20 protein-coding genes are annotated in these 21,152 nt (G+C 62.5%); 13 read left to right on the top strand and 7 right to left on the bottom strand.

The window, feature by feature from the left end; genetic code table 11:
* The first annotated feature begins 373 nt into the window (after positions 1 to 373).
* Complete coding sequence (locus tag AC1VS5_RS04405) at positions 374 to 847, top strand: sigma factor-like helix-turn-helix DNA-binding protein (protein ID WP_481217813.1); 474 nt, start codon at positions 374 to 376, stop codon at positions 845 to 847.
* Between the two features lie 358 nt (positions 848 to 1,205).
* A complete protein-coding gene (locus tag AC1VS5_RS04410) occupies positions 1,206 to 1,685 on the top strand; it encodes a hypothetical protein (RefSeq protein ID WP_481217814.1) in 480 nt (159 codons plus the stop codon).
* A gap of 238 nt (positions 1,686 to 1,923) precedes the next feature.
* Here AC1VS5_RS04410 and AC1VS5_RS04415 read toward each other — a convergent pair whose 3' ends face one another.
* Both AC1VS5_RS04415 and AC1VS5_RS04420 read right to left on the bottom strand, forming a co-directional pair.
* Complete coding sequence (locus AC1VS5_RS04415; RefSeq protein ID WP_481217815.1) at positions 1,924 to 3,819, bottom strand: oleate hydratase; 1,896 nt, start codon at positions 3,817 to 3,819, stop codon at positions 1,924 to 1,926.
* A 173-nt stretch (positions 3,820 to 3,992) separates the two neighbouring features.
* Positions 3,993 to 4,607 carry a TetR/AcrR family transcriptional regulator gene (locus AC1VS5_RS04420; RefSeq protein ID WP_481217816.1) on the bottom strand — a complete coding sequence of 205 codons (615 nt, stop codon included), beginning with the start codon at positions 4,605 to 4,607 and terminating at the stop codon, positions 3,993 to 3,995.
* Between the two features lie 250 nt (positions 4,608 to 4,857).
* Here AC1VS5_RS04420 and AC1VS5_RS04425 point away from each other — a divergent pair, with 250 nt between their 5' ends.
* The 5 genes from AC1VS5_RS04425 (at position 4,858) to AC1VS5_RS04445 (ending at position 9,743) form a co-directional block, all read left to right on the top strand.
* Positions 4,858 to 5,682 (top strand): helix-turn-helix transcriptional regulator, encoded by an 825-nt coding sequence (locus AC1VS5_RS04425; RefSeq protein WP_481217817.1) that lies wholly within the window; start codon positions 4,858 to 4,860, stop codon positions 5,680 to 5,682.
* A 235-nt stretch (positions 5,683 to 5,917) separates the two neighbouring features.
* The gene (locus tag AC1VS5_RS04430; RefSeq protein ID WP_481217818.1) at positions 5,918 to 6,547 is read left to right on the top strand and encodes a TetR/AcrR family transcriptional regulator; all 630 of its coding nucleotides are present in this window, start codon (positions 5,918 to 5,920) and stop codon (positions 6,545 to 6,547) included.
* Positions 6,547 to 7,464 (top strand): ABC transporter ATP-binding protein, encoded by a 918-nt coding sequence (locus AC1VS5_RS04435; RefSeq protein ID WP_481217839.1) that lies wholly within the window; start codon positions 6,547 to 6,549, stop codon positions 7,462 to 7,464. Before AC1VS5_RS04430 ends, AC1VS5_RS04435 begins: the two co-directional genes overlap by 1 nt.
* A 9-nt stretch (positions 7,465 to 7,473) precedes the next feature.
* The gene (locus tag AC1VS5_RS04440) at positions 7,474 to 8,271 is read left to right on the top strand and encodes a hypothetical protein (RefSeq protein WP_481217819.1); all 798 of its coding nucleotides are present in this window, start codon (positions 7,474 to 7,476) and stop codon (positions 8,269 to 8,271) included.
* A gap of 557 nt (positions 8,272 to 8,828) precedes the next feature.
* Positions 8,829 to 9,743 carry a hypothetical protein gene (locus tag AC1VS5_RS04445; RefSeq protein WP_481217820.1) on the top strand — a complete coding sequence of 305 codons (915 nt, stop codon included), beginning with the start codon at positions 8,829 to 8,831 and terminating at the stop codon, positions 9,741 to 9,743.
* 27 nt (positions 9,744 to 9,770) lie between these two features.
* Here the strand turns inward: AC1VS5_RS04445 and AC1VS5_RS04450 are convergent, their stop codons facing one another.
* The gene (locus AC1VS5_RS04450) at positions 9,771 to 10,172 is read right to left on the bottom strand and encodes a hypothetical protein (protein ID WP_481217821.1); all 402 of its coding nucleotides are present in this window, start codon (positions 10,170 to 10,172) and stop codon (positions 9,771 to 9,773) included.
* A gap of 143 nt (positions 10,173 to 10,315) precedes the next feature.
* Between AC1VS5_RS04450 and AC1VS5_RS04455 the strand changes: the two genes are divergently transcribed.
* Together AC1VS5_RS04455 and AC1VS5_RS04460 are read left to right on the top strand one after the other, a co-directional pair.
* A complete protein-coding gene (locus AC1VS5_RS04455) occupies positions 10,316 to 10,573 on the top strand; it encodes a hypothetical protein (protein WP_481217822.1) in 258 nt (85 codons plus the stop codon).
* A gap of 46 nt (positions 10,574 to 10,619) precedes the next feature.
* Positions 10,620 to 11,342 carry a DUF4241 domain-containing protein gene (locus tag AC1VS5_RS04460; RefSeq protein WP_481217823.1) on the top strand — a complete coding sequence of 241 codons (723 nt, stop codon included), beginning with the start codon at positions 10,620 to 10,622 and terminating at the stop codon, positions 11,340 to 11,342.
* Positions 11,343 to 11,420: 78 nt separating this feature from the next.
* Here the strand turns inward: AC1VS5_RS04460 and AC1VS5_RS04465 are convergent, their stop codons facing one another.
* Positions 11,421 to 12,848, bottom strand: a complete 1,428-nt coding sequence (locus tag AC1VS5_RS04465) for a hypothetical protein (protein WP_481217824.1) — start codon at positions 12,846 to 12,848, stop codon at positions 11,421 to 11,423.
* 343 nt (positions 12,849 to 13,191) lie between these two features.
* Here AC1VS5_RS04465 and AC1VS5_RS04470 point away from each other — a divergent pair, with 343 nt between their 5' ends.
* From AC1VS5_RS04470 to AC1VS5_RS04485, 4 genes are all read left to right on the top strand, one after another.
* On the top strand, positions 13,192 to 15,348 hold the full coding sequence (locus AC1VS5_RS04470) for a Tex family protein (protein ID WP_481217825.1): 2,157 nt from the start codon (positions 13,192 to 13,194) through the stop codon (positions 15,346 to 15,348).
* 177 nt (positions 15,349 to 15,525) lie between these two features.
* Complete coding sequence (locus AC1VS5_RS04475) at positions 15,526 to 16,671, top strand: macro domain-containing protein (protein WP_481217826.1); 1,146 nt, start codon at positions 15,526 to 15,528, stop codon at positions 16,669 to 16,671.
* 283 nt (positions 16,672 to 16,954) lie between these two features.
* Positions 16,955 to 17,737: a vWA domain-containing protein gene (locus tag AC1VS5_RS04480; protein ID WP_481217827.1), complete on the top strand. Its 783-nt coding sequence runs from the start codon at positions 16,955 to 16,957 to the stop codon at positions 17,735 to 17,737.
* 6 nt (positions 17,738 to 17,743) lie between these two features.
* The gene (locus tag AC1VS5_RS04485; protein ID WP_481217828.1) at positions 17,744 to 18,523 is read left to right on the top strand and encodes an ADP-ribosylglycohydrolase family protein; all 780 of its coding nucleotides are present in this window, start codon (positions 17,744 to 17,746) and stop codon (positions 18,521 to 18,523) included.
* Between the two features lie 72 nt (positions 18,524 to 18,595).
* On the opposite strand, the gene AC1VS5_RS04490 is transcribed toward AC1VS5_RS04485, so the two are convergent.
* The 3 genes from AC1VS5_RS04490 to AC1VS5_RS04500 all read right to left on the bottom strand — a co-directional run bounded on the left by AC1VS5_RS04490 (position 18,596) and on the right by AC1VS5_RS04500 (position 21,060).
* Entirely contained in the window at positions 18,596 to 19,978 is a 1,383-nt protein-coding gene (locus AC1VS5_RS04490; protein WP_481217829.1) for an ATP-binding protein, read from the bottom strand.
* 216 nt (positions 19,979 to 20,194) lie between these two features.
* Complete coding sequence (locus AC1VS5_RS04495; RefSeq protein WP_481217830.1) at positions 20,195 to 20,716, bottom strand: type II toxin-antitoxin system VapC family toxin; 522 nt, start codon at positions 20,714 to 20,716, stop codon at positions 20,195 to 20,197.
* Positions 20,713 to 21,060 carry a type II toxin-antitoxin system RelB/DinJ family antitoxin gene (locus AC1VS5_RS04500; RefSeq protein ID WP_481217831.1) on the bottom strand — a complete coding sequence of 116 codons (348 nt, stop codon included), beginning with the start codon at positions 21,058 to 21,060 and terminating at the stop codon, positions 20,713 to 20,715. Before AC1VS5_RS04500 ends, AC1VS5_RS04495 begins: the two co-directional genes overlap by 4 nt.
* Positions 21,061 to 21,152: the final 92 nt, after the last annotated feature.

The following is a 21,152-nucleotide window of genomic DNA, read 5'->3' on the forward strand; positions in this document are numbered from 1 at the left end:
CATTCCCGAAAAAACAGTATGCTCAAATTCGCAAATCAGACGTTATCAAACACAGTCCGCATCCAGGCCGAGAGCCTCGGCTGGAGCATCTCCCAGCGCACAGCGGGCGCATAGCACACGGTCTTCGTGGGGAGACGCGGGCCGGGGCGCACCGCCCCGGCCCACATAGCCCCTGACCAGCGCCCCGGCTAGGGGGTGGTATCGCCGACATGCTCCCGAGGCGTTTTCCACGCGTTCCGGCTCTGCCCGGTTAGGCCAATTCACTCAAAAAGCGATGCCGGCAGGCTTCCCCTGAGCGGCCCTTCTTGTCCGTATAGGCAAGAGGGGCCGTCTATTTGTGTCCCGTGCCTCTCTTCAAAGAAAGAGGGGCAGGATGGAGCACTCCCACGATTCCGTCCGACGTGGCGCATGCGGCGCCTCCGTCACCGTGGCCTTTCCTGGCGGAGCGAGAGTCTCCGTCGAGGTGACGGATGAGGTCGCCAGCGCCCTCAGGGATATGCAGCGCGAGACATGGCGGATCGAGCGCAGGGAGGCCAAGCACACGCTCAGCCTCGACGCGATGGATTCATTTGTCCCATCCGCCGGCCCGGAGTCGGAGCCGGGATTCGGTCTCCTGAGCAAGTGCCGGAGGGGCGAGCTCGCCGCCGCCCTGGCCCAGCTCCCGGCGGTCCAGCTCCGCCGCCTCCTCATGCACGCGGTCGCACAGCTCCCCGTCAAGGAGATCGCCTGTCGCGAGGGGTGCTCCGAGCGCGCCGTCAAGTACAGCCTCGCGAAGGCGAGGAAGAGAATGAGGGAACTTCTTGCCTGTAGAGTGGGAATAGGAAATCTGGCAGTTATGGGGGCATAAATCGTCACTTTTGACAAAAATGTCCCGATAAACGCGATATTTGCTATGCCGGTCCCAGTCGAGAGGCTGGGGCTGGCATGCGTTTGTTTGGGCGGTGGGACTAGCTCGAGTGGGTTTGCTCCCTCGGTTACTATGGCGTCGCGATCGATGCATCCGCCGGTATTTGCCGGTGCGTCACGTCATGCCTCATGCAGGCAATCATGGGGCTCGATGCTGGGGCGCCGCGGGGCGAGGCGCTTCCTCGGGCGCTCCTTCGGTCCCGTCCCTGCGGCAGAAGGCCGAGCTGGGCAGATGATAAAATGAATCCGTCTGATCACCGCTGGCGAGTGTCGGCGCCTCACATTTTGGAGGGACGTACATGGACCACGATTTCTACGAGTGGGCGTCCGACGCTCCGCTGCGTGCGCCCGACGGGTTTTCAGAGACGGCGACTGCGGCGGGGGTTGCCGCCTCGGCTGCGGAGCGTAACGAGATGCTGGCTTATGCGCTCCAGACCTTCAGCCGCAGCCACGCGCAGCTGCTCGGGCGTATTCTCTCTGGATACGAAAAAGCGAAGAAGCTGCAAATCCGCGGGATGATTGGCTATGCGGCGGCTGCAGTGCTGGCCCTGGTAATCCTTCTAGCACTTCCGCTCTCCATGGATATGGAGCTCAGGGTTCTTGTGTGGCTCTCGTTTGCCGGGCTGCTCTTCATCCCGTTCATCCCCCTGTGGATCTTGCTTTGCAATCACGTTCTCGCGCCCGACTGGAATACCTATGCGACGTGGTACCGCCGTCGGGACCGTAAGGGGCTCGGCTTCGAGGATCTCTATCGCGCCATGGGTGTGGCGCGCCCGTAAGGGCAGGGAGAAAAGAGGATGCGCCGGCGCTCATCCGCTACGAAAGCGAGAACGCTGAAGACAGCTCCCGCTTTCCGGTCGCAGCAATATCCGCCTGATGTTCTCTGGCAATGGAGTATTTCGGCCCTGTTTCCTCCAAGTAACGCGAAAACAGGGCCGTGATCATTGAAGAGGCGGGGGAAATCGGAAGCGTCGGTCGGCGCGCGGCAATCTCTCGCCGCGCGCCGTGCCGCCTCTATTAAATCGCCTCGAACTCCTTCAACACCTTCTCGATGTCAGTCCCCCTGACCTTCTTGAGCGCCTCCTTGAGCGCGAACCGCTCGACCAGGCCGAGCTTCATGTCGGTGATCGGTTTGCCGTCGCGCAGCTTCACGCTCGCCATGAGCAGGTCGCGCACGTCAAAGACGCTGCCCCATACCTCGGGCACGCCGCGGTCGACGTCGCAGAGCGTGTAGACGGCTTCCATGCCCGTGCGCATGGAGTACTCCGTGGTGAAGATGGTGTCGCGCGGCGTCTCGGCAAACTGGCCGATGAAGGCGAAGTTGACCGCGCCGTCGGGTACCACGTCGGGGCGGTCGCCTGCGGCGCGCGGCATGAAGAAGGCCGTGATGTAGGGCATCATGACGGGCACCGTGTTGGCGTGGTTCGCGGCGAGCTCGGCGATGCGCGCCTCCGGAACGCCCATGTGATAGAGCCACTCCTGGCAGATCTCCTCGCCGGTGCAGTCGCACATGGGCTTTTTCACGTAGTTGCCGGGCTCGTTGGGGAAGAGGCCGTACACCCACACGCACAGCTCGTTCTTGGGCTGGTCGCGGAACTGCTGCTGGCGGTTGAGTGTCCAGCTCAGGAGCCAGTTTGAGTCGGTGCAGGTCACGATGCCACCGGTGACCACATGGCCGGTGAAGGGGTCGCGCTTGCAGATCGCCTGGATGTAGGGCGGGATCTCGCCGTCGAGGGTCGTCACCGTAGCGCTCATCCACTTGGTCTTCTCGGGGTCGCCGCAGAAGGTGTCGGGATGACCGAAGCTGGGGTCCTGTTCCGCGATGCGGCGCCACATATCCCAACCGCCGCCAGGGGCAAGCTCGGGCTTCCATGCAGCGGGTTTGTCCTGCGCACCCATGGTGGAGTTTTCGACGCAGCCGCCGTTGGTGATGAAGACGAGGTCGTTTTCAGTGAGGTCGATGACCGTGGTCGCGCCGGGTTCGGCTTCGCCGCTCGCGGCAGTCTGACTCAGCACGATGCGCGTCGCCACCTTCTTCGCGGGCGAGCTGTAGGGGTTGCGCGGGAAGGCCTCCTGCTGGATGCGCTGGATGGTGTCCTGGCCGGTGCCAGTGTGCGGGCGCACCGGGCCCGCGCCCCCTCCGATGGAGAACCTTATGTCTTCGACCTTCGTGTTGAAGTGGAACTGCACGCCCGCTGCCTTGAGATATTCGATGAGGGGCAAGATCATCGACTCGTACTGGTTGTACCTGGTGAAGCGCAGGGCCGAGAAGTCCGGCAGCCCAGCGATATGGTGGATGTAGCGCTTGATATAGAGCTTCATCTCGAGTGCAGAGTGCCAGTTCTCGAACGCGAACATGGTACGCCAGTACATCCAGAAGTTGGAGGCGAGCACCTCGTCGTCAAAGAAGTCGGTGATGGGACGGCCGTAGAGCTTCTCGTCGGGCGTGAAGAAGAGCTCCATGATCTCCATGGCCGCCTTGTCCGAGAGGCCGAACTTCCCGGCGCATCCCGCGTCTTGCCCGCGATTCTTCGTTGCGCGGCAGAGCGAGTAGTTGGGGTCTTCCTTGTTGAGCCAGTAATACTCGTCCAGAACGGAAACGCCGGGGGTCTCGATGGAGGGGATGGAGCGGAAGAGGTCCCACATCACCTCGAAGTGGTTGTCCATCTCGCGGCCTCCGCGCATGACGTAGCCGAGGCCCGGAATGTCGAGGCCGTCGCATGCGCCGCCGGGCACGCTGTCTTTCTCGAAGATGTGGATGTTCTTGCCCGGCATCTGGGCGTCGCGAACGAGGTAGCACGCCGCGGAGAGCGCCGCGAGGCCCGTGCCCACAATGTAGGCGCTCTTGTGGTCGATGCCCGCAGGTTTCTTGGGACGAGCAAATGCTTCGTAGTTGCCGCTTGAATAGTACATGGCAGCACCTTTCTAACGTGCGCAACGGGCGTGTCCCGTGCGTCTCGTTCCATGGTGGAGCCGCGATGGGCGGCGCACCATAGACAGTGCCGTGCCTTTGTACGGTTTCTTATCAATACGGCCGGATTGTACAGATGGGCGAGAAAGGCGGGCGAGGTGCCCGTATCGCGTTCCTACGGAGCGGCAGACCCTTCCGGAACGCTCCCCTCGCTTCCGGCGATGTAGCCGCCGGGGATCTCGAGCCGGTCAAGCGCGGTTTCGATGGCGCCGTCTGCGATGGTAGCCACGCGCTGCACCAGCTGCTGCGGGTCGTCGAGCATGTCTCGGGCGATCCAGTCCAGAACTGTCCCGATGAGCGCATGCGCGAAGAAGCGTGCGATGAAGTCCCTGTCCTGCTCGCGCACATGCCTTCGTGCTGCATGCTCGTCGACCACGCTTTTCACTAGGTCGCTCACCACGGGAACGAGAAACCGTTCTACCTGTTCACGGCTCATGTCGTGATAAATGCTCGCGATGAAGGGCTTGTTCTCGCGCAGGGCGAGAAAGGTGTCCAGAAGGCCGGTCTGCCAGGTGTCGGCGGTCTTGTTGCCGGCGATGGCCCGCGCAGCGTCCTCCTCGCACGCCCATTCGACCAGGTCGTAGATGTCCTGGAAGTGATAGTAGAACGTCATGCGGCTGATGCCGCAGTCGCTCGTGATGTCTGCGATGGTGATCTTGTTCAGGGGCTTTGTAAGCAAAAGGCGCTTGAGTGACTCCTCGAGCGCGCGTTTGGTGAGCTGACTTGGCATGGGTCCTCCCGGTGGTCGTTTCTCTCCGTATACCCCTGCGAGGCGGATGGGTGTGCGAGCAACTTCGACTCTTGGGTGGACGACGGGGCTGTGCCCTCCCGAGCGACCCTTCCCGCCGTTCGCGGTGCAATCTTGTTGGCAGATACTGCCCCGCAGGTCAGATGGCGTGTAAAGCACTTTATACTGCGTCATGGACGCCCTTCGGCTACGTTGGGGATGCAGGAGGGGCCGCGGGAGGACGGAAGCGCACATGGATGTCGGCAACCAGATTAGGGAGCGCAGGCAGGCGCTCGGGCTCTCCCAGGAGGAGCTCGCGCAAAGGCTCTACGTGAGCCGCGTCACGGTGAGCCACTGGGAGACCGGGAAGACCCTGCCCGACGTCCAGAGCATGCTGCTCCTCGCCAACCTCTTCGGCACCACGATCGACGAGCTGGTGAGAGGGGACGTGGACGAGATGCGCGAAATGGTCGAGAAGAACGAGCGGAGGACGAAAACTTTCGCGGTGGCGCTCGCCGCAGTCGAGGTGGTCGTGGGTACGGCGCTCGCCGTAACGGCGGTCGCGGGGCGCGACTACCTTGAGCCGGCGTTGCGTCTGCTGCTTGCAGTGCTGGTGCTCGCGTTCGCGGGCGCGATGCTCGTGGCGCGCCGCTCCGAGGGTTCCGACGAGGTGAGAAGTGCTGCCGAGCTTCTCGGTGCGGCCACGGGCGAGCCCGTGGAGGCGGCACGCGCGAGCGGAGCCGCTCTGGGGATGAGGGTCGTCCTACAGGTCTTTACCGGTCTTGCAGTCGGCATCGGCGTGCTCGTGGTAGGCGACGTCCTCCTCGATCCCGCGTCGTTCCGAAAGCTGGCGATGATGCTCGCCGTTGCCGCCGCGCTCGCCGGCTCCTTCGCCCTGGGACGCTTTGCGCGTCCAGCGTGGACAGTGGCCATTCTGCCTATGCTCTGGGTCGCGGGCACCCTTGCCCTCGGTGCGGCGACGGGCGGCCTCGGCTCTCCTCGGGATTGGTTCGCCGTTGCAGGTGGCGCGGTGGTTCTCCTCGCGTTCTGGGCGATCGGGCGGAGGCGCCGGAAGTAGGTGCGACGTTTGGCTCTGAAGGTGTATCGGCATCAGCTATCGTGCACCCCGCAGGATTCCTGCGGGGTGCTGCGTTTTCCGATGGGTCGGCTCGCCGGGGTCGCCCACTGGGCTCCGGATCGCATGCCGGGCGTCAGAGCGCGCCCGAGGAATCGTTTTGCGAGCTCAGGACCCCTTCCATATCCTGGTCAACGGGGTAGCCTTGTTCTCGAAAGGCGAGGGAAAGCGAGGTCCCATGTCAGACAGGTTCGAGCGCTTCGAAAGCCTCCCCGAGGACCGCAGGCGCGCGATTGTGGACGCTGCTTCCGAGGTGTTCGGCGACGAGGACTACGCCCGCGCATCCACGGCGGATATAGCCAGGCGCGCCGGCGTGTCGAAAAGCCAGCTCTTCTTCTATTTCAAGAACAAACGCGATCTATATCTCTATGTGTTCACAGCGCTCACGAGGCGCGTCGCTGATGCGGTGGTCGATGATCGCTGGTACCAGATTGACGACTTCTTCGAGATTATGCGTCACGCCGTGACGCAGAAGGCCGGACTCGCGGGATCGAGCCCGCGCATCATGAGCTTCTTCGTTCGCGCGTTCTACCTTGGCCATCGGGACGTCTCGGGGGTGCTCGATGCGTTCATGACGGACGCGGTGCCCGCTATGGTGCAGACCTATCTGGGCCACGTGCGCTGGGATCGGTTCCGAGAGGACGTTGATCCCATGCGCGTGGTGCGCATGCTCGTGTGGTGCGGCGACGGCTACCTGCACGAGCAGCTGCGTGGAGGAGGGGAGCTCGACATGGAGGCAATGCTTTCAGAGTTTCTCGTCTGGCTCGACTGGCTCAAGAGGGCTACGTACAAGGAGGAGTATCTGTGATGGTGAACGCCTCAGCGCCTGCGATCTGCGCGCGCGGACTCACAAAGGACTATGGGCGGGGCCGCGGCGTCTTCGACGTCAACCTTGAGGTGGCCGCGGGAGAAGTGCTCGGCTTCCTCGGCCCCAACGGGGCCGGGAAGACGGTGACGATGCGCCATCTCATGGGGCTCATCAAACCGCAGAAAGGAACGGTCGAGATTTTCGGGCACGATTGCTTTTGCGCGCGCCCGCAGGTGCAAGCCTGCTTGGGTTACCTCCCCGGCGAGAACGCCTGCATGCAGGAGATGACCGCACGTTCCTTCCTTGACCTCATGGCGGGGATGCGGGGCATGCGCGACCGCTCCCGGATGCGTGAGCTCGTCGATGTCTTCGACTTGGACCTCGGGGCGCGAATCGGCGGGATGTCCAAGGGCAACAGGCAGAAGGTTGCGATTGTGGCTGCGTTCATGGCACGCCCGGACGTGCTTCTGCTCGACGAGCCCACGAGCGGCCTCGATCCGCTCATGCAGGAGCGCTTCCTCGACCTGGTCGAGGAGGAGCGTACTCGTGGCGTCGCGATCTTGCTTTCATCGCACATCTTCGAGGAAGTGGGGCGTGCATGCGATCGCGTGGCGTTCATACGCGCGGGGCGGGTTGCCATGACCTGCACTATGGACGAGGTCCGCTCGATGCGCAGCCGCGGCTACACGATCGAGTTCTCGAGTGCACGAGAGCGCTCGCGCTGGGAACTCGCCCATGGGAATGAGCCTGCAAAGGGGGAGGCCCGCGGCGTCGAGCTCCGCGATGTGCGCGACGTGAACGCGCTTATCCGGGAGCTTTCCTCCTACGATGTAGCCTCGGTCACGTCCCGCGAGCAGACGCTCGAGGAGCTGTTCCTTCATCTGTACGAGGGCGACGAGCCCTCAGGACAAAGGTAGGAGGCCACGATGATCCTTCCTCTCTTCAAGCACGAGCTTCGGTTCTGCCTGTTCCCGACCTTCATCATTGCTACGGTGGTAATCCTTTATGCCTGCGCCATCATCGGCATGTACGACCCCGAGCTCGGCGAGTCGCTCGCCCTCATGCGCGATGCCATGCCCGAGCTCTTCGCCGCCTTCGGCATGGCCGACCAGGGGACGACGCTTTTGGAGTTCGTCGTTAACTACCTGTACGGCTTTCTGCTCGTGGTGCTTCCCCTCGTCCTTGTGGCGGTGCTCGCCAGCCGGCTCGTGGTTCGGCACATCGAACGCGGCAGTATTTCCTACCTGCTCGCGCAGCCCATTGGCCGCACGAGGCTCATGCTCTCGCAAGCGAGTGTCCTCGTCTTCTGTCTCGTCCTTCTCGTGGCGGTGCTCACCGCATGCGAGCTGGCTTGCGCCCAGGCTTTGTTTCCCGGCGAGCTCGACGCCTCCGACCTCGTTGCCGTCAACGCGGCAACCTTTTGTCTCTGGCTGTTTCTTTCCGGCGCGTGCTGGGCAGGCGCTTGTGCGTTGCCGAACGTCTCGGCGGCGCGGTGGGCGGGCGTTTCTTTGTGTATCCTCTTCGTTCTTGCGCAGATGCTTTCGGGGGTGGGAGACGAGCTCTCTTGGCTTGGCGACGTCACACCGCTTGCTCTGTTCGATCCGCTCGGGGTTGCGTCTGGGGGAATGGGTGCTTTGGCAGGCGCGACTGTGCTTGGCGTTTCAGGCGCGGTGCTCTTTGCGCTTGGAACCATCGCTTTTGAGCGGCGCGACTTGAGCGTATGAGGGTCGATTGAGGAGGGCGTCCTGCACGGTACCTTTATCTTTCTTTCGTACTCGGATTCGAAGAAGGAGGCCATGAGTCCGTAGGGATCGTCTCCCGCGTCCATGATCATCCTGTCGAGCTCGACCTTCATGTAGCGCTCGATGTCGAGGGTGAGGGAGAGGACTGACTCGCGGAGGTGGTGGTCGAGCCTCGTGAGCTCGGCGAGGTAGGCGAAGTCGAGGCCGATGTAGGAGCCGAAGTGCTCCGAGTCGGGGCTGGTGTAGCGGGAGAAACACTTCGCGAACGCCTTCACCTCGAAGAAGAATTTGCTCTCCCGCAGGAATCGCTCGGTCTCCCGCTCGTCCGTCAGCTCGAAGCGGACCCCTCGCTCCTTGAGGTGACGGACCTGCTGGGCGGCATCGATGAGCGGCCGTTCCCTCGTTGTCGCGGTGTCGGGATCTTCCAAATCGGCAGCCCCCTGAAATTAATGCGTAGCGAGCGTAGACAACCTGTTTGCACATAATGGGGTGGTGTCGCCATCCGCTTGCATCCTCTCAACACGCCGAAAGAGGCCGCCATGGACTACCTGACCACGCTACATGAAGTTATTAAGAAAAGGCTTATAGCGGTTGAAGGGCCGCTTGAATTCGGAAACAGCGGAAGCGGCACGCGGAAGCTTTACTACCTCAAGCGCCTGGAAGACAACCTGGTCGTCCCGATGTCCGGAAGCGTCCGCGCCATGTACGAGCGCGGGGGCGGTAGCGAGCTCGACGGGAAGATGTGCTCCATCCGGTCTAGCTCGGCCATGACGTTCAACCTGCTTGGAAACGGTCCCGTGAGGATCTCTTCGGGAAAGCATGCTGGAAGCTATAAGCTCGCCTATGAGTACCAGCTGCCGACGTTGCGAAACAACCCGCATCCGGCGAACCTCGACGCGTATCTGAAAGGCGAAGGCGAGGACGTCTACTGCGAGATGAAGATGTTCGAATGGCTCGGGACTCCCCGTCATACGCTTCGCCCAAATTATCTCGAAACGATTCATTACCTCGTTCCTTGCGAAGATGCCGAGCGTTTCGTAGCGATGTTCCAGAAACTCGCATGTATCTGCGTCGTGGGAAGAGGGCGTAAGCATGAACGCCTCTCAGATGGAAGGTATGACAGCCTGCAGATGACGAAGCACCTGCTCGCAATCTACGGAAAGCTCGTGAACGACGCCACGTACCGACCAGGAAAGGTGACGTTGCTGAACTGCGTCTGGGAGTTCACCAACCCCAGTGTCCTGGGAGGCTACATGGAGAAATACCTGAAGATGGAAACGGAAGAGCATAAGGGCTTCGAAAGCTTTGCGAAGCTTGCCGAAGAATATGTCGCCCCGCTGTTCGAGGAGCGAGGTGCGTCGCTCTCGATTGAATACATGACCGCCGCCGAGCTGATGGAAGCCGTCGAATACGAGCCTTGCCACCGCGCGAAGCTGGAGCGCTACATCGTCTAGCGAAGCTGTCATGCGTATGCAAGCGCGTTACCGCAGGGCGCTGCCCATAAGCGCGGCGAAGCGATCGCCGTCACGCTTTGCGAGGTAGAAGCGGAAACCCCGCAGTACGCCCTGGCCGTCGCCGTAAACGACCTCCTTGTTGAGATCCACGCGAACTACCGTGGACTTGAGGAGGGGTATTCCGTTTTCGACGATGGCGCAGCTTGCGATATCCGTGGCAAGCTCGACCGTCCACAATCCCACGGTATTGTTGGCGATGAGGCGCCGGTTTGTGAGGTAGAGCTTGGAAGTATGCCCGCCGAGGAACGCGTCGGTCTCCGTACCGAAGCAGGCGAGGCGTGCCGTGAAGACGACCTTCTCCCCAGCGGCGAGTGCAGGGCCAAGGTCGGAACGAACTTCAGGAAGGCTATCGAGAAACGCGGCGTTCATGATGATATCCCTTTCGGATACGGCAGAAATGAATGCGGCAGTAATTGCCTGCCGGAGCCGTTATATTCGCGCTCCTTATCGCACCTTTCATTATCGCCGGTGTGTTGTGGCCGCGGTTTAGGGTCGTCGTGCGCCAGGGGGCGGTGATTGTTCGTCCGTGCTTCGGCCGCACGTGGCAGTTCGAAGTTGCCGACATCACGAGGGTCGTGCGTCGCGTGAACCCGAACAGCGCCACGGGAGCGCTTGCCAAGATGACCGTGTGGGCGGCGCGCCGCCGCGTGTCCGTCGAGGCGCTCATGCGGGGAAGCGAGGCGTTCTGGACGTACATCGAACGCAACGTCGATTCGAGTAGAATCATCACCAAAGGGAGCGCGAGGACGCTCGACCAAGACGCGTTTTGAGCTTGCCCGTACAGCGTTTGTGTCTCGGGACGGAAAGGGGGCTGTTATGCCAACATCGGAATGGCTGCGCCGCTACGAATCTGTTAAAGAGCAGCTTGCCTGCACAATCGACCTCGAAGCCTATTTCACGGAAGCGGCTATCGCGGGCATGGCGGTGGACGTGCTGAACATCGGTTCCATTTCCATCCCCACGGGAGAGCTCATCGCTTGCGACCCGCTTGTCGAACTAGAAGATGCCCGCCCGTATCTCCAGACCGTTCCCGCCGGAACCTATGCGGTAACGATCTGCGTCGTACCGAGCGAGCTCTATGGCGACCGCTATGCTTGCGTCAAGATGGCGATTAGCGACGAGCGGCCGGTTCGCTACGATCTGGGTATGGTGGGCGACGAGGATCTTAAAGACCTTGAGGATGACACGTTCTTCGGCTTTTTCGTGGATGCAGGCATGGGATGCATTGCGGACGTCCGCACCCAGGAGGCGTTCCGGGCGTATTGGGCGAAGCGTTTGGAGGAAGACGAGAGCATCGATCCCTACAACGACCTGTTCTTCGACTTGCTCGACGAGAGCGCGCGCCAGCACCCCCGCTACCAGCGCGAAGGCGGCGACTGGGTCAACTGGACGGTTCCGGGGACGGAGTGCAACCTCGCCGTGTTCGCCGCTGGCTGGGGCGACGGGGTCTACCCGGTCTATTTCGGCTACGACGCCCAGGGTAAGGTGTGCGGTGTGTACGTCCACCTCATCGATATCGCAACGTGCTACGAACAGTGACGCGACGGGTCGTTGGTGCCGTCCAATCGGCTCGATGGATCGACCGGGGCCACATGCGACGCTGTGCCGGCCGTGCGCTTACACCCTCGCCAGCAGCAGCGGTTCGCTTTCGTCCAGCGCGGTGCTCGTGTACTGAAAGCCGTTCTCGAGCGTGCTCGTGCGCATGATGCCCACATCGAGGGGCGGTACGTCGTCGGGCGTCGTCGCGTCACCTGAAGAATCTTCAGAATCTTCGGGATTCTCGCTGACGGGATTGATCTTGACCGTGTACAACGAGGGCGCGAGTTCTTCGGCTGTCACGCCCAGTTGCTCAAGACCCGCCGCGGGATCGGTGTTGTCGTAGGCGATATTCACGTCGAACCAGCCTTTTTCCTGGACGTCCACCGGTGCCGATGCGAACAGGTCTTCCTTGATCTCGAGCTGATAGGTTGCAAACGCCTCCGGGTGGTAGCTGCGGCTCTCGCGCTCGTCGAGGCTGCCGCTTTCCACGAGTTCCTCGAGCGAAAACGCGCCTTCTCCCTCCGCGAGCATCACGTCGCCCTCGCGCAGGCGTATCCCGGGCTCGTCGGACGTTATGTACACGCCTTTGCCGAGGGGAATCCAGTCGACGATGAGCCAGTTGCCGGTGGGTTCCATGTTGTCGAACGGGCTTAGCTCTCCGAGCACCCCGACCGGTTCGTCCTCCATGCGAGTATAGTTGCGGTATCCCTCTTGGTAGACGGTAACTCTCACATCGGGCTCATTGTCGGTGAGCGGAAGGAGCGTTGCGCATGCCTCGTCGATGGGATCGACCCAAGATGGACGTGCGGGGACGTTCATGGGAAAGCCGTGCTCGTAGGCAGCGTCTCTGCCCGAGATCTCGATGTCGATCGAGGGCGTCCCAAGGCTCACGCGCGACGCCTCCTGTTTGAAGAAGCGGTCGCTGTCCGAGTAGCGCGCGTAGAAGAATGAGCCGGATTCCTCGGGTGAGTCATCGTTCTTCTGCCAGGTGTAGGTCGAAATCTGCCCCTCCAGGAAGCCGTCCGCCTCGGGGGAGCGGCTGTTTATGAATACGAGCGAGACGGTGTAGCCCGCGTCCTCAAGGCCTTGCGTAGCGTCTTGGATGGCTTCGCGGAGCTGCTCTTCGTAGGCGGCGACGATCTCGTGCTGCTGGCGGTTGTCGCCCAGCACGCCTTCTTCGAAATCCACGAGCACCGTGTTGCCGTCCTCCATGGTGCAGAACGCCCGACCGGACGATCGGTAGCCGAAGAGCTGGTAGGAGCGGTCTTCCCAGATGTCGGCCACCTCGACGTGCGCGTCGTACTTGCTCTCGTAGTAGCGTTCCGCTTGCTGGGCGACGGCATCCTGGTCGAACTCACCGAGGTTCGAGCAGCCCGTGAGGGCAAACATCGATGCGATGATGGACAGCATGCAGACGATGAGGTATGGAAACATGCGGCGCAGGGGATGAGTACCGTTAGCAGCAATGTTTGTGTCGCGGGTCGTGAACGTGGGCGTTTGTGGCATGTGAGCCTCCTGCCATGACAGGTAAAATTACCCCAGCGACTTTTTTACATTCAGACGAATGGGGTCGTTCGTCGTTGAGACAGCGGGCGGAAATGCAAAAAAGTCGCTAGGGTAATTTTACCTTAATCCTGCGGGTTTGCCCTTGTCCGGGTGGGCGGGTATCCTTATTCGGCTTCAAATAAAACGCCTGTGGCGAGGTGGCCAAGCGGCTGCGCGTCGCGGTTCTCGATGTAAAAAAGTCGCTGGGGTATTGTTACATAGCCAAGCGGTCGCACATCGAGGCCATCGATGTAAAAAAGTCGCTGGGGTTATTTTACATTCCGGTTGGAGAGGCATGTCGTCTATGGATATCATCGCAACGCTCGCGGCGGAGCTGTCGCTCAAGCCCGCTGCCGTCGACGCCGCTGTCAAGCTCGTCGACGAGGGAAACACCATCCCGTTCATCGCGCGCTACCGCAAGGAGGCGACGGGCGGCATGGACGACGTCGCGCTGCGCACGCTCGACGACCGCCTCACCTATCTGCGGAACCTCGAGCAGCGCAAGGAAGACGTCATTTTGCTCATCGGTGCGCAGGGCAAGCTCACACCGGAGCTCGAGGAAGAGATTCGCGCCGCCACACAGCTCCAGCGCGTGGAAGACCTCTACAAGCCCTACCGCAAGAAGCGCCAAACGCGTGCGCAAAAGGCGCGCGAGGCGGGACTCGAGCCGCTTGCAAACATGATCATCATGCAGGTCACATCCAAAGGTACGCCGCTCGATGCCGCTGCGCCCTTCGTGACGCCCGAAGCGGCGGAGGCGGGCTACGACACGCCGGAGAAGGCGCTCGCCGGCGCGCAGGATATCGTGGCCGAAACGGTGGCGGAAGACCCGGAGAACGTGGCGGATTTGCGCTCGTTCACGGAGGGCACGGGCGAGATCGTGTCCGTTGCCGTCGACGCGAACGAAAAGACGCCCTACGAGCCGTATTACGACTTCGACGAGCCCGCGCGGAAGATCCCCAACCATAGAATCCTCGCCATCGACCGCGGTGAGCGCGAGGGTAAGCTCCGCGTGCGCGTGGGCGTGGATACGGAGGCCGCCGTCGCGCGCCTCGCCCGTCGCTGGCCGCGCCGCCAGGGAGGGTTCGCGCCGGTGCTCGACGCTGCCATCGCCGACGGCTACAAGCGCCTCATGGCGCCCTCGCTCGAGCGTGAGCTGCGCGCGAAGCTCACCGTGCGCGCGCAAACGGAAGCGATCAAGGTCTTCGGCAAAAACCTGGAGAGCCTGCTCTCCGCCCGTCCCGTGCGTGGTGCGCGCGTGATCGCGCTCGATCCTGGCTATCGCACGGGCTGCAAGGTGGCGGTTCTCGACGAGACGGGCAAGCTGCTCGATCATGGCGTGGTGTTTCCCACGCCGCCGCGCCGCGATGTTGCCGGTACGAAGCGCGAGCTGGCGCGTTTGGTGAAGCGCTACAACATCAACACCATCGTGATCGGTAACGGCACGGCGAGCCGCGAGACGGAAGAGGTCGTCTCGAGCTTCATCGCGGAGACGGCGCCCGAGCTGCGCTACACCATCGTGAACGAGGCCGGTGCCTCCGTGTATTCCGCGAGCGAGCTGGCGAGCCAGGAGTACCCGGAGCTCGACGTGACCACGCGCGGCGCCATGAGCCTGGGGCGGCGTTTGCAAGATCCGCTCGCAGAGCTCGTGAAGATTCCGCCGCAATCTATTGGCGTGGGGCAATACCAGCACGATCTTGACCAGACGGAGCTCGCGCGCACGCTCGGGCACGTGGTGGAGGACGTGGTGAATCGCGTGGGGGTGGACGTGAACACGGCGAGCGCGAGCCTTCTTGGTTACGTCTCCGGCATTACGCCGCAGGTGGCGCGAAACATCGTGGCGTACCGCGAGGAGCACGGCGCGTTCACCGATCGCAAGCAGTTCCTCGACGTGCCGAAGCTCGGCCCCAAGGCGTTCCAGAACGCGGCGGGATTCCTACGCATTCCGAACAGCGCGAACCCGCTCGACGCGACGGCGGTGCATCCGGAGAGCTACGCCGTGGCGCGCGAAGTGCTGCATCGCGCAGGTGTTTCGGCCTCTGACCTGGCTGCCGGCGGCGTGCCGGATATCGAGCGCCGCGTGGGCAGTGTTTCCGCGCTCGCGGGCGAGCTGGGTTGCGGCTTGCTCACGCTCTTCGATATCATCGACGAGCTCAAGAAGCCTGGCCGCGACCCGCGTGACGACGCGCCGGAGGTCGTGTTCAGCAAGCAGGCGCTTTCCATCGACGACCTCGAACCCGGCATGGAGCTCACCGGCACCGTGCGCAACGTGGTGGACTTCGGCGCGTTTGTGGACGTGGGCGTTCATCAGGACGGGCTCGTGCACATCTCGAAGCTCTCGACGCGGTTCGTGAAGCATCCGAGCGATGTTGTGGCCGTGGGCGACACCGTTCAGGTGTGGGTCGAGCGCGTGGATCGCGAGCGCGGCAAGATTTCGCTCACCATGGTGAAGGGGAAGTAGGCGGGCGGTCGCGAGCTGCCGCCGCGTGCTGTTCGCCGTCGCCGCCGTTTTGCGCTATCGCTTCGCGCCTAAAGTTGGCAGATTTATGCGTGAAGGCCGTGCTAGCATGGTCTTCATGCATAAAAGTGGCAAGTTTAGCCGCGAAGGAAACCGGCGGCGCAGGGGGAGGAGCGCACCATGCCGTTTAGCATCGTAAGGAACGACATCGCCCGCGTGCATGCGGACGTGCTGGTCAATGCTGCGAACACGCGCCTTGCTGAGGGCGGCGGCGTGTGCGGCGCGCTTTTCGCTGCGGCGGGGCGCGAGCAGATGCGCGCCGCGTGCGATGCCATCGGCGGCTGTCCCACGGGTAGCGCGGTGGCGACGCCGGCGTTCAATTTGCCAGCGCGCTGGTGCGTCCATGCGGTGGGTCCCATCTGGCGCGGCGGCGGGCATGGCGAAGAGGCGGCGCTGCGCAGCTGTTACCAGATCATGTTCGCCCGCGTGGTGGAGCTCGGTGCGCGCTCGGTGGCGTACCCGCTTATCTCTGCTGGCATCTATGGGTATCCGGCGGAGGCGGCGCTTGCGGTGGCGCGCGATGAGACGCGGGCGTTTTTGGCCGAGCACGACGACATAGAGGTCACGCTCGTGGTCTTCGACCGGTCTACCGTGCGGTTGGGGAGCGCGCTCGAGCAGGAGATTCGCGAGTACATCGACGATGAGTACGTCGCGCAGAGCCCGCATGTGCGTCGACGCGGTGCGGAGCTTGAGCGCGAAGCGCGTTGGGCGGCGGGTGCCGCGGCGCCTGCGGCCGCGAAACCGGAGGCGCCAGCTGCCGAAAGCGCGGCTCGCAAGGTCGATTTCTTCGCGTCCTCGTTTATGGGCGATGATGCCGAAGAATCCGTTCCAGACGGTGTCGTGTTCCGCGCGTGCAGCGCTGCTGCACCGGCTCCCGCAGCGGGTGCCGCTCCCACTGAGTTGGAGGATTTGCTCGAGCATCTAGACGTCGGTTTCTCGGGGACGCTCCTCGCCCTCATCGACCAGCGGGGTCTTGCGGATGCCGAGGTCTACCACCGCGCGAACCTCAGCCGACAGCTGTTCTCGAAGATTCGCAGCAATCCCGCGTATCGGCCGACGAAGCCCACGGCGGTTGCGCTTGCCATGGCGCTTGAGCTCGATGTTCCCGCGACGCAGGACTTGCTTTCGCGCGCGGGGCTCACGCTTTCGCGCACGAGCAAGTTCGACGTGATCGTGCGGTTCTTCCTGGAGCGCGGCATCTACGACATCTACCAGCTCAACGAAGCGCTTTTTGCTTACGACCAGCCGTTGGTGGGATCGTTTTAAGAGGAGGGTTCGTTCCAGCCATTGGGGACGGGGGTTATTGGCTGGTGCGCGCCGCTCACTGGTTCAATTGGCTTATTGAAGGTCAAGATAGGTTCATTGAGCCAATTGCACCCGTCCCCAATGGCTGGCTTCCCCAGCGGCGCGCACCAGCCAATAACCCCGTCCCCAATGGCGAGTCGCGTCCCCATTGGCGAGTCGTAGATGTCGCCTGGTGGTTTACCTACGCTGCCCATGCTGTCCGTAGTCTTATACGTGTCAGATCCACCCAGTAAAGGAGGCACGTATGAACGACAAGAAGAACGGCGCGAACGGGAATCTCGGCAAAGCCGGCAAGGCAACCAGGGCAGCTAAGGTAACCAAGGTCAACAAGAGCGCCAAGTCCAGCAAGGCAGCCAAGGCCAGCAAGCACGACCGCAAGCGTCCGCAGCGCACGGAGCTCGTCTTCATCCTGGACGCGAGCGGGTCCATGGGCGGGCTCGAAGACGACACCATCGGCGGCTTCAACACCATGATCGACGAGAACCGTGAGCTACCGGGCGAGGCGAAGGTCTCGGTCGTCACGTTCAACAACCATTCGCGCGTGCTGCTCGATCGCGTGGACATCGACGAGGTGCCGCGCCTCACGCGCAAGAAGTATCGCTGCAGCGGGTGCACGGCGCTCCTCGACGCGGTGGGCGGCGCCATCGAGCACATCGACCTCGTGCAGCGCGTGCAGCCGAAGGGTTACGAGGCGCAAAAGGTGCTCTTCGCCATCACCACCGACGGCATGGAGAACGCGAGCCGCAGGTACACGTATTCCCGCGTGAAGCACCTTATCGAGCGCCACCGCGAGATGGGCTGGGAGTTCATTTTCATCGGTGCGAACATCGACGTGGAAGCGGAGGCAGATCGCCTGGGCATCGACCGCCAGCGCGCCGTGCCCTATATCGCCGACGACTTCGGTACGGGCGCGGTGTATCGCGCAGCAAGCGGGGCGGTGCGTGCGGTGCGTTGCAACGCGTCGCTTGAGTTCAGCGGCTGGCGCGATGAGCTGGACGAAGACGTGCGCACGCGCGGCAGGAGGTAGGGAGATATGATACCGACACTCCGTGATTGCATCTATGGCCAGGCGGTGGGCGACGCGCTTGGCGTGCCGTACGAATTCCGCCCGCACGGGACGTTTTGCTGCATGGACATGGTGGGACACGGGAGTCACAGCCAGCCAGCGGGTACGTGGAGCGACGACACGTCCATGGCGCTCGCGATCTGCGACAGCTACCGAGAGCTGGGACGTATAGATGTGGACGATATTCGCGCTCGCTTCGTGCGGTGGTACCGCGAGGGCGCGTACACCGTAGACGGGCTCTTCGACATTGGCGGAACGACGGCGCGGGCGCTCGACCAGGGCGCTGGGTGCGCAGCAGGGAGCGACAACGGCAACGGTTCGCTCATGCGCACGGTGCCGCTCGCGTTCATGGATGCGACGGACGAAGAGGTGCGGGCGGTTTCGGCCATCACGCATGCGCATCCCACGTCCACCGAGGCCTGCGTGCGCATGGTGCGCGTGGTGCGGGTGCTTTCGGCGGGCGAGAGCCCCGCGGCCGTGGCGGAGGAGATCGCGGCGCGGCCGGTTGAAGAGGTGCGCTCGGGTGGGTACGTGCTCGACACATTCGACGCGGCGCTTTGGTGCCTGGCCACGACGTCCAGCTACCGAGACTGCGTGCTCGCGGCCGTGAACCTGGGCGACGACACCGATACCACCGCTGCCGTCGCCGGCGCGCTCGCGGGGATCGTGTACGGGGCGGAAAGCATTCCGCCGGAGTGGCTGGATGCCCTGCGCGGGAAGGACGTTATCGAGCACTGCCTGGGATAGGGGTTGGATGGGGACGGGTTCGTTTCAACCCCTTTCTCAGATACGGGGTACCCGCGCATCCGATGGCAGCGCCTACCGGTACAGATGCTCCAGCTCGATGAGCACCGTGCGCTCGTCGGCCTGCGCCTCGAACCCAGAGCGCGAGAAGAACCCGTACCTGTGGCACATGAGACCCGTCTGCTGCGCCTGCTCGACCTCGTCCTCGATCATTCGCTGCGTGACGGGCGTCGAGCGGAACTTAGCCTCGTAGAAGGCGTATCCGAGCGGGTCTCGGGTGACAACGTCGAACTCTCCGTTCGTCCTTGTCACCGGATCGTTGTAGGAATACGTGCCTATCAGGTCGAAGGGTGGCTCGATATTACCCGTGCGGTTCTGTCGTACGAGGTACTGGCGGCACACCTCCTCGAAGGCGCGGGGGACAAACTGGGTCTCAAAGTCGTCGTTCACGTAGCGGTCGTAGAAGACCTCGGGGTCAAGGACGCTGCGCTGCGACAGGTACCTGAAGACGTAGCGGTAGTAGAACTTGGAGAGTCCATCGGAAATAACGTACGAGGTACGCTTCTTGTTGTTGGGATCGTTGATGGGCGAGCGCCGTTGGACAAGCTGCATCCCGATCAGCCTGTTGAGCACGTTGACCAGCGTCGCGCCGCTGGAGACGTGCGACTGGGCCAGGATGTCTCGGTAGCGGGCATGCCCGTCGACGAGCGCGGAGAAGATCTCGTGGGCGTTGCCGATCTTTGAGATCTCGGAGAGCAGGTAGGAGGGCACCTCGTCCTCAAGCCGCGCATCCGGTTCGAGAATCAGGTGAATGAGGTTCTCCCGAACCGATGCGTTCTTGTCAATGAGGCGGTTGTAGTACGGAATGCCGCCGAACACGCTGAAGAGACGAACCTTGTCCTCGCAGGAACGCTCCGGATAGAACTGCGCGGACTCGTAGTAGTCCATCGGCTGGAGGTTGATCTTGAGGTCGATGCGCCCATAGAGCGGGTTGTCTCGCTCCAGCAGGGACTTCATGACCTCTACGTACGATCCGCAGAGGATAAGCGAGAGGTGCGAGCGGTCGCGATACTCGTCGAGAAGAACCTGGAGGATGCTGTCCATTCCCTTCACGACGTCGCGGAGGTAGGGATACTCGTCGATGGCGAGCGCGATCTTCTCGCTGAGTGCCCGGTCGAAGACGAAGCGCAGGGCGGCCTCGATGTCGGAGAAGGCGAGCGGCGGCATATCGAAGGCCTCCGCGATGACCTCGGAGAGGTTTCTCGTGTTGTTCTCAGCGGTGGTCTGACGGCATTCGTAATAGATGGATCGAATGCCGCTCGCCTGCCGCATGGTGTGGAGAATGAGTTTGCTCTTGCCAACGCGGCGTCTGCCATAGAGGAGTGCTGCGTTTTGGGTGGGGGAGGAAAGCTGGGCCAGGAGCTTTTCCTGCTCTTTCGTTCGGCCGATGAATGTCATTTCTGCTCACCTCAGTTTACTCAAAAAAGTTGAGTCAAAATTTTTGAGTAAAGTATAACAGATTAGCTTGGTAGGGGTTGCTTGGGGACGGGTTCGTTTCATCCTCCCAGGCACGAGGATTACCGAAGCTGACGCGCTCGACTCCGAGCTCGCCGCCCCTCCCAGGCACAGGGCGCTACGGCTTACTCCCGCTGCGAATATGCGCCGTTCAGGTAACTACCCATCAAGTTCGGCGAACAGCTCGAGCCCTTCCTCGGCGGTAATGCAGAAATCGCCTACGTGTCGCCTGAGCGCGTCGTCGTGCGTCATGAGGAAGCTCGCGTCGACGGCGTCGAGCGCGGCGAGGACGAGGTCATCCTCGAAGTCGTCATGGATGCGCTTGTAGGTAAAGGCGCCGAGCACCTCCGTGCGGCTAATGGGTGCGACAAGGGCTTTTTCTAGAACGCTGCGCACGCAGCTCCAGGAAATCTCGCGCGCGGCAGCGGCGATATCGGGCGTAATGTCCTTTCCGGCGCGCCGGGCGTCGAGCTTCATGAGGCTCGCCAGTTGGTACGCAAGGTCCTTGAGCGAGAGCGATGGAACATAGAGCACGATGTCCTCGCGTTCGTAAGCCTTCGCTATAAACGCGCTCACCGCATGGTGATGCACGCCGCGCGCGAGGAAGTAATCAAGCCAGATGTTGGTGTCGACGAGGATCTTGATGGGGAGGCGAGCGCCTTCGCGCGGGGACTTCGTCATGCGAGCTCCCATTTCTCGAGCTGCTCGGCTGCGGCAAGCTCGCGGAGTTCGTCGTAATCGACGGCGCCTTCCACGGGCTCCTCGATGCCGACCTTCTGGTAGAAGGATGAAACGATCGCAGCGCCTTCAGACATGCGGTCGGGAGTGTCGCCGTCCGTTGCGCCGGCGGCTTGATCGCCGCGCAGCAGATGCGTCAAGGCGGGCGGGAGCGTGCCCTGCACGGTAGCGAACTCCCACAGCGCGCGCACGACCTGCGACGGCGTGTACCCAAGCTCGGCGATGACGGCGTTGCCGGATGCCTTGAGGGCAGAGTCCAAGCGGATGTTCATCTGTGCGGCGGCCATGGCAACCTCCTGCTATACGTTTTTGAAATAAGTATAGCATGATAATAGAGCCTGTCACCGTTGTCACATTTGAGAAGATAAAATGGCACTCG

The organism is Enorma sp., from assembly GCF_982429025.1.